Origin of the sequence: Luteolibacter arcticus, assembly GCF_025950235.1 — a bacterium.
GTDB lineage: Bacteria > Verrucomicrobiota > Verrucomicrobiia > Verrucomicrobiales > Akkermansiaceae > Haloferula > Haloferula arctica.
Genome location: NZ_JAPDDT010000005.1, coordinates 266310 through 277203, shown reverse-complemented (window position 1 = coordinate 277203; position 10894 = coordinate 266310). Strand labels below are relative to the sequence as shown.

Annotated in this window: 10 protein-coding genes; 4 read left to right on the top strand and 6 right to left on the bottom strand. The window is 63.1% G+C overall.

Features of this window, described 5'->3' with window-relative positions:
* Positions 1–8: 8 nt before the first annotated feature.
* A complete protein-coding gene (locus tag OKA05_RS14250; protein WP_264487831.1) occupies positions 9–1379 on the top strand; it encodes a multiheme c-type cytochrome in 1371 nt (456 codons plus the stop codon).
* Here the strand turns inward: OKA05_RS14250 and OKA05_RS14245 are convergent, their stop codons facing one another.
* Entirely contained in the window at positions 1380–2075 is a 696-nt protein-coding gene (locus OKA05_RS14245; RefSeq protein WP_264487830.1) for an SGNH/GDSL hydrolase family protein, read from the bottom strand. It lies immediately after the preceding gene.
* A 53-nt stretch (positions 2076–2128) separates the two neighbouring features.
* Complete coding sequence (locus tag OKA05_RS14240; RefSeq protein ID WP_264487829.1) at positions 2129–2503, bottom strand: rhodanese-like domain-containing protein; 375 nt, start codon at positions 2501–2503, stop codon at positions 2129–2131.
* A 91-nt stretch (positions 2504–2594) separates the two neighbouring features.
* On the opposite strand from OKA05_RS14240, the gene tilS reads away from it, so the two are divergent.
* Positions 2595–3542, top strand: coding sequence for a tRNA lysidine(34) synthetase TilS (gene tilS / locus OKA05_RS14235; protein ID WP_264487828.1), 948 nt, complete (start codon positions 2595–2597; stop codon positions 3540–3542).
* A gap of 81 nt (positions 3543–3623) precedes the next feature.
* A complete protein-coding gene (locus OKA05_RS14230) occupies positions 3624–4004 on the top strand; it encodes a hypothetical protein (RefSeq protein WP_264487827.1) in 381 nt (126 codons plus the stop codon).
* 7 nt (positions 4005–4011) lie between these two features.
* Here the strand turns inward: OKA05_RS14230 and tdh are convergent, their stop codons facing one another.
* Together tdh and OKA05_RS14220 are read right to left on the bottom strand one after the other, a co-directional pair.
* A complete protein-coding gene (gene tdh, locus OKA05_RS14225; protein WP_264487826.1) occupies positions 4012–5037 on the bottom strand; it encodes an L-threonine 3-dehydrogenase in 1026 nt (341 codons plus the stop codon).
* Positions 5038–5109: 72 nt separating this feature from the next.
* Positions 5110–6213: an acyltransferase family protein gene (locus OKA05_RS14220; protein ID WP_264487825.1), complete on the bottom strand. Its 1104-nt coding sequence runs from the start codon at positions 6211–6213 to the stop codon at positions 5110–5112.
* Between the two features lie 583 nt (positions 6214–6796).
* Between OKA05_RS14220 and OKA05_RS14215 the strand changes: the two genes are divergently transcribed.
* On the top strand, positions 6797–7144 hold the full coding sequence (locus OKA05_RS14215) for a P-II family nitrogen regulator (RefSeq protein ID WP_211630810.1): 348 nt from the start codon (positions 6797–6799) through the stop codon (positions 7142–7144).
* Positions 7145–7235: 91 nt separating this feature from the next.
* Here OKA05_RS14215 and OKA05_RS14210 read toward each other — a convergent pair whose 3' ends face one another.
* Positions 7236–8393, bottom strand: a complete 1158-nt coding sequence (locus OKA05_RS14210) for a hypothetical protein (protein WP_264487824.1) — start codon at positions 8391–8393, stop codon at positions 7236–7238.
* Between the two features lie 244 nt (positions 8394–8637).
* Positions 8638–10881, bottom strand: a complete 2244-nt coding sequence (locus OKA05_RS14205; protein ID WP_264487823.1) for a transglutaminase domain-containing protein — start codon at positions 10879–10881, stop codon at positions 8638–8640.
* Positions 10882–10894 lie beyond the last annotated feature (13 nt).

Below are 10894 nucleotides of genomic sequence, written 5' to 3'. Positions count from 1 at the left end.
CTTTTCGCGTGAAGAAGTATCTCCTCATCGGTCTCGTCATCTGCGCGGCGGTGGCTGCGGCGATCCACTACTATGGATCTCCGAGCAAGCCGGCCGCGGCGCAGAAGCTGACGATTCATTTCACCTGCGACACGTCGGGGCGCCTTGAGCCATGTGGCTGCTTCACCGGTCAGCACGGTGGGCTGACGCGGCTGATGACCTGGCTGGAAGAACGGCCGGAACGCCACGACACGCTGAAGCTCGACGTCGGCGGCGCGCTCGCCGGGGTGAATGACTACGACCTCGTCCAGTACCAGTACCTCGCGCGGGGCTATCGCGAGATGGGCTTTGCCGCGCTGAACATGGGTGCTGCCGAAGCTGCCATTCCGGCGAAGACGCTTGCATCGCTCTCGGCCACCTCGGCGGTGCCGCTGGTGAGCGCGTCGCTGGTGGATGCCACACGGAAGGAGATTCTGGAGCCGTTCCGCATCGTCGAGGCAGCGGGCAAGCGCATCGGCATTCTTGGCGTGGTGTCGCCCACCAGCGTGGTGGATGCCGGTGAAGGAATCGCCGTGCTGGGACTCGATGAAGCGATCGAACGCCAGCTTCCGGCCTTGCGTGAAAAGGCGGACCTCATCGTGCTGCTGGCCTTTGCGAAGGAGAACGAATTGCGACGGCTGGCGCGCGACTACTATGAATTCGCGCTCATTCTCGGCGGCGATGTCGGCGGACCGGCTCAGGACTTGATCCGTGAGAATGATTCGATCGTGCTGTTCACGACGAATGAAGCTCGCACCGTCGGCACCCTGACCGCGACCCTTGGCGGCGAACCCCGCACGCGTTTGTTAGATCCGGCCTACGAGATCACGCTGTTAGAGGAGGGCATCCCGCAGCATCCGGACCTGAAGAAGCTGGTGAGCGAATTCCGCGACGAGATCCGCCGCACGCCGCTGGCAGTGGACGACCCGAATGCCGTTGATCCACGCGCCATCCCCGGTGTCCAACCAGCCGCCACCTACGTCGGCTCCGCCACCTGCCAGAGCTGCCATCCGAAGGCTTTCGAGAGCTGGCAGAAATCCGGCCACGGTCATGCCTTCGAGACGCTGGTGAAGAAGGGCTCGGATGCCGATCCGCACTGCATCGAATGCCACACCGTCGGCTTCGGCCGGCCATCCGGCTACCGGCGGCCATTTGGAAAAGAGAAGCTCATCGATGTCGGCTGCGAATCCTGCCACGGCCCGGCGAGCGAGCACGTCGCGCATTTCCGCGATGGCAAGAAGACCGCCTTCAAGTTCCGCCCCGTGGGCCCGGGAGACTGCGTAACCTGTCACCACGGCGAGTTTTCACGGCCCTTCGAGTGGGACAAGTTCTGGCCCCTCATCGAGCACGGGAAGGAATGATCAGAACAGGTCCCCGATGACCTTGGCGGCGATCTCGTGACCCTTGCGGTTCGGGTGATTGGCCTGGCTGAGCAGGCTGTCTTGCTTCACGCCGCGCTTCAGATCCGCCTTCCACGCAGCCCACACGTCGGCCAGCAGCACGCCTTCCTCCGCGGCCACCTTGCGAATGATCGCGGCGCGTATTTCGAGCGGTTCGTCGGGTTCATCGATTCTCACGTTGTCGGCCCCGGTAGGTGTTAGAAAGACGACCGGAACGCCTTTCGCCTTCGCCGCCCGTGCCATCGATCGCCAGGCATTCTCGACGTCGGCCTCGGGCTGGCGACGGTCGTTGAGCGCATAGTCGATGAAAACGATGTCGGGACGCAAGGTGAGCACGTCCTTCTCGAATCGCGCCGCGCCTTTCACGCTATCTTCGCCGCCGATTGCCGTGACGATGGAATTGATCACCGCATGAGGATGGGCTTTCTGGATCTTCTCCATGGCCATCAGCGGATAGGAGTCGAAGGGCTTCACCTCCGGCGTCTTATGATAGCCGGATGGCACGCTATGACCGTGGAAGACGAGATGGATGCTGCGGTTTTTCGGCCAGGTCTTGTCGAGTTCGGCGACGAGCGAGGCGGGAACCTGCGGCTCTCGGGCCGAGATCGCGGCGCAGCCGGCAAAGAGCAGGAAGAATGGAAGCAGCAACCACTTCATGGACGACATGCTACGCCCCCTTTGAAGCCGTTCTTGCCCGCCGGCACCGTGATTCACTTCTCCACCGGCTTGCCAGCCTTCTGCCAGGCGGTGATGCCGCCGGCCATGTCGTAGACGGTGAAGCCGGCTTCGCGCAGTTGCTTCGCGGCCTTCGCGCTGCGCCCGCCGGACTTGCAATAGACGAGCACCGGCTTCTTGGGATCGAGGGCGGCCTTGGCCTTGTCGAGAAAGCCGTCCTGCGCCAGCGGGACCAGCTTGGCCCCTTTGAGGTGGCCTTCCTTCCACTCTTCCTGAGTGCGCACGTCGAGGAGCTGCGCGCCATCGGCGAGCTGCTTTTCCACCTGCTCGACCTTGACCGGTGCGGGTTCGTCCGCGGCGGGCAGACTGGTGGCGAGGGCGAGGCTGGAAAGGAGCACGACGAGCTTCATGGCCTGAACATCCGATGGAATTGCTTCCGCGGCAAGAGCCCTCCCGCCGATCGTCACTTGAAAACTCGCGCGGTTTGGTCATGGCTGTGCGGTGCCTATCCCGGAAGTCGCCTGGTTCGATGCCGCCCCGAAGCGGAAGCGCTACCTCGCGGGCATTTCCGGCGGAGCGGACTCGGTGGCGCTGCTGCATCTGCTGCACCGGCACGGCTTTCGTGAGGTGATCGTCTGCCATCTCGACCACGGCCTGCGCGGACGGGCTTCGACGGGAGACGCACGCTTCGTCGAGAAGCTCGCGGGGTCGTTCGGCTATCCGTGCGAATCCGGCAAGGCGGACGTGCGCGCGGTGATGCGGGAGAAGGGCGACTCGCTGGAAACCGCGGCCCGTGAGGCGAGGCATGCCTTCTTCGCCCTATGTTCGCGAAAGCATCGCTGCCCGCGACTGCTGCTTGCGCACCACGCTGATGACCAGGCGGAGACCGTCTTGTGGAATCTGCTGCGCGGCAGCCGCGGCCTCTCAGGCATGCAGGAAAGCCAGGTGCTCCAAGTCGCTGGCCGGCCGCTCGAGTGCCTGCGGCCGCTGCTTTCCTCACGGCGTGATGACCTGCGCGGTTGGCTTGCATCCGAGAAGCTTTCATGGCGCGAAGACGCGACCAATGCCAAGCCGATCGCCGCGCGCAACCGCCTGCGCCATGAGGTGCTGCCGTTGCTCTCCGATATCGCCCGGCGCGATGTCACCGATTCGCTGGTGCGCGCTGCGGGTTCATCTTCCGAGCATCGTATGATCGAACGTTGGGCCGTGAAACAAGCGGCGGTGCTCGATCCGCAGGGCCGCTTGCATCTGCCGAAGCTGCGGACCTTACCGAGCGAACTCCAGGCGGCGTGCTTGTACGATTACCTTCGTAGTTCCGGCGTGGCGGAGCTGTCGCGGGATCTCGTGCTGCGCGGACTGGCGTTGCTCGATGTGGATGGACCTCCCGCGGTGAATTTGCCCGGAGGCCGTGTCTTGCGGCGGCGGGCAGGGCGTCTCTTCACGGCGTAATGGAGGCTCGCCAATAACCCGAATCACCCTTTGATACGCTCCAACCTCATGATTCCCCTGACTCCACTCCGTTCCCTCGCCGTGGCCATACTCGTTACGGCGACATCGCTCATTGCCGCTCCGGCTGAGGACAAGCGATTCAGTGCGGTCATCAAGCCGGACCCCGCCACTCAAACCACCTCAGTGCGCGTCAGGATTCCGAAGGCGGCCCATGCCGAGCCGGTCCAATCGGTTTACCTCCAGCGTGCCAGCAAGACAGGGCTCGACCTGCATGTACCGGTGAACTTTTCCGAAAGACCCGATGGCGTTTCGATCTTCCTGATCCTACCAACGGGGTGGACCGAACGGGCCACCTTGCGGGTCGCTCATCGAGTTCCGGACACGGGTGTCTTGAGTTCGGCAGTTTCCGATGGGGAAACCTACGAAATTCCACTCATTCCATCGGCCGAGCCGAAGAAATAGGGAGAGTTCACTCCCAGTCCAGGACCACCTTGCCCGATTGCCCGGACATCATCGTTTCGAAGCCCTTCTTGAAATCCGCGATTGGGAAGCGGTGCGTGATGATCGGCGAGATATCGAGGCCCGCGCGGATCATGCTGCTCATCTTGTACCACGTCTCGAACATCTCGCGGCCGTAGATGCCCTTCAGGACGAGGCCCTTGAAGATCACCTTGTCCCAGTCGATCGCGACCTTGTCAGGGAAGATGCCGAGCAGCGAAACCTTCGCGCCGTTCGAGGTGTGATTGAGGATGTCGGTCAGGCCGGACGGATGGCCCGACATTTCCAGTGCGACATCGAAGCCTTCCTTCATGCCGAGCGACTTCATCGCGTCCGAAAGCGACTCTTCGGCGACATTCACGGTGCGGGTGGCACCGAGCTTTTTCGCGAGTTCCAGGCGCCATGGGTTCACGTCGGTGACCACCACATGGCGAGCCCCGGCGAAGCGACAGACGGCGGCGGCCATGCAGCCGATCGGGCCGGCGCCGGTGATGAGCACGTCTTCCGCGACGAGGTCCCACGACAGCGCGGTGTGGACGGCATTGCCGAGCGGGTCGAAGCAGGAGATGACCTCCTCCGGAATCGAGGGGTCGACCTTGTAAACGTTGCGGTAAGGAATCGAAAGATACTCCGCGAAGGCTCCCGGCCGGTTCACACCCACGCCGAGCGTTTCCGGGCACAGGTGGCGTCGGCCGGCGAGGCAGTTGCGGCAGCGGCCGCAGACGATGTGGCCTTCGCCGGAGACGAGTTCGCCGGGGACGATGTCGGTGACGCCGGAGCCCACCGACTCGACCACGCCGCAGAATTCGTGGCCGACATGCATCGGCACCGGGATGGTGCGCTGCGCCCAGGCATCCCACTTCCAGATGTGCACATCGGTGCCGCAGATGGAGGTCTTCTTGATCTTGATGAGCACGTCCATGGGGCCCACTTCGGGCATTGGGACGTCCATCATTTCGAGGCCGGGACCGGCGATGGCTTTGACGAGCGCTTTCATGCGGATGCGCGTGGGATCGTGCACGCGTGCCGGGTGTCGGCTAGGGAAATAGCTTCCTCACCGGAAAAGTGACTAAGCCGGACGGGCGTGCTGGCGGAATCGGTCCAAAGGCTGCTCGAGGTAGCGCCAGCAGGCATAGGCGATCCCCCAAGAGCCGAGGGCGAAGACGAGGATACGCAGCGACAGCATCGTCTGATCGTGGCCCTCCGTCCACCACAGCCAAGGGATCAGCTTGCCGACAGCCAGCGGCACTATCGTGTGGAAGAGATAGAGCCCGTAGCTGATCCGCCCGATGTGCTGCGCCACGGGATGCTCCAGCGTCTTTGCCAACGCACCGGAGAAGCCGCGCAACGTCGCCGAGATCAACCCGACGAAAGCCATCGAGAGCAGAGTCTGCTGGACGTGCCGCAGACCGGTAACCGGATGGCCGGATTCATCGAAGACATACAGGACGAGATAACCGGCGAAGGCCAGCCAAGCGGCGAGGCGCAGCCTGCGGTCACCGGCCGGCATCCCACGTTCCATGGCCAGCGCCAGCAGTGAGCCCATCCCCAAGTAATCCGCCGCCGAGGTAGACAGGGCCCCGGCGTGATAAACCTGTGGGAAATAATTGAGAGCCGCCCAGCGGGTAAGCGGAGCCAACAAAGTGAAAGCGATCAAGGCAGGCAACAGCGCTTTCCTAGGCAGGTAGAGGATTACCAGCGGCCAGAGCAGGAAGAACTGGATCTGGATCGCAAGGGTCCAGTAGTGCGCAGTGCCGGGAGGCCAACTCGGCGAGAAGGCCATGTGGATATTCGCCACGTGCGTGAGGTAAATGAGGGGATGAGCGCTTAAGTCCGGTGAACCACAGAGCCATCCGAGAAGCATTGCCGCATAGCAGGGCAGCAGCAGGCGGACCGCCCGGCGCTTGAGGAAGTGTCGAAAGGCCATTCTCTTCCAGGGCTTGCGCAGCTTTTCGCCCGCATCACGGTCGCGCAGCAGCACCCGCGTGGTCAGGAAGCCGGTGAGAATCAGGAAGAAATACAGTCCGATCTCAAAGGGCAGGGCGCCGCGCCACTCTCGCGGCGTCCAGTGCAGCCAGATCACGCCCAGCACGGCGAAGGCGCGCCAGCCATCCAGTTGGGTGTTTCGCGGGGCGGACAAGGCGCGGCGACGCTGCCATGGGATGACCGGCATCACAGGAAAAAATTCCAGAGTGCCACCGCTTTGAAACGGGCCGCCGAATTAGCCGAAGATCAATCTGGCAGTAAGCCACATGATCAGAAAGGAGCTTGGGACTAGAAAGACTTGGAGAAGCACAAACGACGCGGCCGAAGATGAGAAGGCATCGTCGGGCGGTGGTTCTGGAGCGCTTAGCCGCTGTTCGAAGATCCCCAGCCCGCAGGTCGCAGCAAAGTTTAGCCATCCCCATCCGAACAGCCAGAGTGTGGGAGCTCCCCCTACCATGGACGCGAGCGGCTCAAGTGCCGAGAAGGTCGTGAAGACGAGACAGGTGGGCATCAGCCAGAGCACGAACCGGAACCAGCGGAGAGAGGGGTTTGGAGGTGGAAGGGAATCGTTCAGGGGTGTGGGAAAGGTGTAAAATCCACTTTGATAAAAGCCACAGGCAGCAACTCTTTATCGCCGGAAACTCTTGAGATTGACCGGATTTCCGCTGGCCAACTAACATTGGCGCACGTAGCATTGCGTAGTTTTTAAAAATTCCCTGCCGCGTTTGGCACGGGCATTGCTCAAGGCTCATCGACCAATCCGCCGCACCATGAAGAAAATCGAAGCGATCATCAAACCGTTCAAGTTGGAGGAAGTGAAAGAGGCCCTTGCCGAAGTCGGTGTGCAGGGCATGACCGTGACTGAAGTTAAGGGTTTCGGCCGTCAAAAAGGCCACACGGAAATCTATCGCGGCTCCGAGTACACCGTGGATTTCCTCCCAAAAGTGAAGATCGAGATCGTGGTGGACGACGCGCAGGCCGGCGGCGTGGCCGAGGCCATCGTCAAGAGCGCGAACACCGGGAAGATTGGTGACGGCAAGGTCTTCATCTCGACGATCGAAGAAGCGATCCGCATCCGCACCGGCGAGACCGGTTCGTCCGCGGTCGCTGTGAACTAACTGAATTTTTTTCCCTCTCATCAGCCCGGCTCTCCCAACAAGGAAGCCGGGCTTTTTCGTGCCCGAGCACAGGGTTGAAAGAAGGTGTGATTCAGGGAGGGGACAGCCGTTCTTCGATTCTCAGCCGCTGGGCCTTGTCGATGCTTGCTCCCCGGATCTCCAAAAACGTGCGCAGGGCGTCGTCGTCCGGGTTGAAACCCAGCAGCAGGTCGACTGCCTTGCGGTCCTCGCGATCGCGATCCGAGGTCTCCCCCAGGATGACCGCCGTGATGTGATCCACGGCTCCGGGGCCCTCCTCTTCCGCGAACTGGCGCGACTCGCTCAGGAACGCTTCCGCATCGCCTCCGAAGCCCATGCGCACTTTCATCTGCGCCGCTTCGCGGATGATGGCTTCCCGTTCCGGCAAGGTCGCCGCGTGTTTGCGGAAGAACTCCCGCATGTCGTCCGGACCCTTGGAATAGAGTTGTGTGCCGCATACGTGGCCGACGAGGGCCTCGTGGTTTTCGCGACCGAGTCCGTCCCGCAGGAATTCGATCGCCTGATCCGGTGCGAGCAACTCCGATCGCTTGCGGAAGGCGGCGTCGATGACCAGGGCGGCGAAGTTCGGCGTAAAGGAGCGCCCCCGGTTCATCGCAGCCGCGGGATCTTTTTCGAGAAGCTGGACTAAAACCGCGATCTCGCCGCGGACGACGACCACCAAGGAGCTATCCTCAGGCAAACGGGTTCGTCGCACCTCATCAAGCCAGGCGGTAGCGGCCGCGGCATCGTTCTGAATCCATTGCTCGAAGAAGGACGACGAGAAAAAGTCCCAGTTGATGTCCCCGGCTTTGCAACTCGCGAGCAGGTGATCGGCGGTGAGCGAGGGTTCTTTCTTTCCCAGCAAATCCAGCAGGAGAACCTCCAGCGTCGTCCCGGTCGCTGCGCAGTTCGCCGTGGCAAGTTGATCCAACATCCCGACGATTTCATCCGCGGTTAGATCGTCAAGATCGCGACGGATGGCCCGGTAAATCGCGTCCATGTCCGACGTGGGCCATGCCTTGGAAAGACGCGCGCAAAGCGCCTCGAGGGAAAGATCCGGCGATTCGCGCTCACGGGATTTCGTGGCTGCCGCGAAGGGCGGGGCTGTCACCGAACCTCCGGCGGCAGAAGCGCCGTGGGAGGGGGCGGGCCGACGGAAAACCGCGACACGGCCGACGATCAAGGCAAGGAAGGCCAGAACCGCGATGAAGACCGCAATGACTCTTCCCATGCGGCCATATAGAATGAATCCCACGGATCCGTAAACGGCATTTGCAAGCCTCCTCGGTAGGCGCGGTGGTGACACCGCGGAGTGGTCCTTGGCAGCCATCCTCACCCTTGCTTCCGCGTTCTCACGAACGCGCCTACATTTTTCACGGCGGCATCGGCCGCATCGCTGTCGCCTCGAAGCGGAAGTCTCATGATGCGGCTTGTTGCCGCTAGTTTCCGACGGTCGCAGACCGACGCTACATTTCTCATGGCAGCACGAGCACGGCACCTGCCGCCGCCGCGGGGTCAAGCCGCTCGGCCAGCGTGGTGCGGATGGCGGCGGCCGTGCGTGGGACCTTCCCTTCGTGGACCTGCTTGCCGTTCACGGTCATGGTCACCGGCTGGTCGAGGTCGAGCAGTTCATCGGAAAGCCGCAGCTCGGTCTTCGCGGGCACGTCGCCATCGAGGCGGATGGTCTGGCCGTCCACGGTCGCGGTGATCTTTTGGCCGGGTTTCGCCGCGGCCAGGTCGGGGATCTTTAGCCAGTAGAAGCGGTCGTGGGTGATGTCGTCCTGGAGCCACACGATTTTCTTCGGCCACGGATTGCGGGTGAAGGTCGCCATCCACGGCACCGCCTCGGCGTCCTTGCGGTTCATCCAGTGCGGCAGGCCCTCGTAGATCCGGGACATGTGGATGTAGCCGCCGGGATCGTCCTTCGCCAGTTGGTCGAGATCGGCGGTCTTGGTGGCCGCGATCTTGTTGCGGTCGTAGGCGGCATCGGCGCCGCCCATGAAGATCGCGAAGGGGAGGTTGCGCAGGCCGAGCAGCGAGGCCTCGTTCGGGTGGCCCGCCATCATCGCGGCGGCGGCAAAGCGGTCTGCCATCCGCGGTGCGAGCTGCCAGACGCCATCGCCGCCGGCCGAGTAGCCCATCAGATAGACCTTGTTGGGATTCACGCCGCGCAAGGCCACGTGGTCCTCGATCAGCCGCTGGAACATCGGGTCGATGTGGCCTTCGTGCCACAGGTTCCACGTATCGGTCGGCGCGCGCGGGGCGACGTAGATGCCTTCCTCAGGTTCGTAGAGCTTGATCTGGTTTTGCCACTGCTGGTCATTGACCCGCGGCGGGGCATTGCCGCCGCCGTGCATCGAGATCCACAGGCTGCGGCCGTCGGCGGGGGCTTCGCCGAAGGTCTTTTCCAGCCAGCGCAGCGACTTGTCGCCCACGGTGATCGACTTCTTTTCCAGCTCATCCTTGCGCTCCCCGGCGAGGGCGGTCGTGCGATCGGCGGCCAGCATGCGGGTCACACGCGCGGCGTCGGCCTTGCTCAGGTCACCTGGCAGATCCTCCGCCTTCCGCGGTGAGGAAATCCAATACTCCACCGTCGAGACGGCGCAGGGCACCGGCGCGAGATCGTCCCATGCCGCGTCCATCGTCGGGTCGCCTTTATCCAGCGGACCGTAGGCCAACTCCCGCAGCTCGCCGTCCTTGGTGAATCGCAGCCAGCCCTTCGCACCGGGCTTCAGCTCGAAGCGTGGCATGTCGTTGAGATCCGTCGTGCCGGCCTTGGTCACCGCTTCACCGAGCTTCTTGCCGTTTTCATCGAGCACCAGGAGCGGGACCGCGAGTCGTTCGCCGCCCTTCTTTTGGAAAAGCCGCACGCCGAGCTTTGCCAGCGGAGCAGGACTGGGGACCGGTGCCTTCGCGTAGCGCGAGGTCACATTCACCGCGGCCACGTCCTTGCTTCCTTCTGCCCAGACCATCGGGAAGGCGGGGCCGTCCTTCTTCCACGACGTCGCATAGATCGCATACTTCGGTTCGTCCGCCTTCGCCTGCGCGGCGTCGTTCACGAACCACCCGCGGTCGAGGCCGTCCTTGTCGTACTCATCGGCCCCGGTGAAATGCCAGCCGCCGGCCCAGACTTCCACCCAGGTGTGATTGCCGCGGTCGTTCGCCCACAGCGGGGTGCCGGCGGCGCGGGCCGGGATGCCGACCGCGCGACAGGCATCGACGAGGATGATGGAGAGCCCGGTGCAGGTCGCCTTGTTGATGGCGATCGATTCGCTGGGGCTCTGGTTCGGCGCCTTGCGGCCGGTGTTGTAGTGGACATTGATGATCTTGAAGAACTCGCGGTTCAGCGCCTGCACGGCGTCGGTGGCGGTCTTCGCGTCCTTCACCAGCGGCCGCGCCTTTTCCAAAAAGTCCTGCCGCCATGCCTCGCGCGTTTCATCGAAGACCGCGTAGGGCAGCACATCATTGAGGAAGATGTCCTCCGGGATCTGCTTCGCCCACGGGAACTCGTTCCGGGCTTGGAAGGCCAGGTCGAGATTGGTGGTGAGAAATTCCGCCGAAAGGGTCTCATGGTCCTTCCGCGGCATGTGCTCGGTCAGGAACTTTGCCGCCCGCTCGCCGGCTTCGCCGTGCTTCGCCTTGGCGGCGGCGATGAAGTCATCGGTGGGCGCGCCAAGCGCCGCAGCGGCCAAACCAAGCAGGGGAAGGAGAAATCGCATGACGGGCAAACTA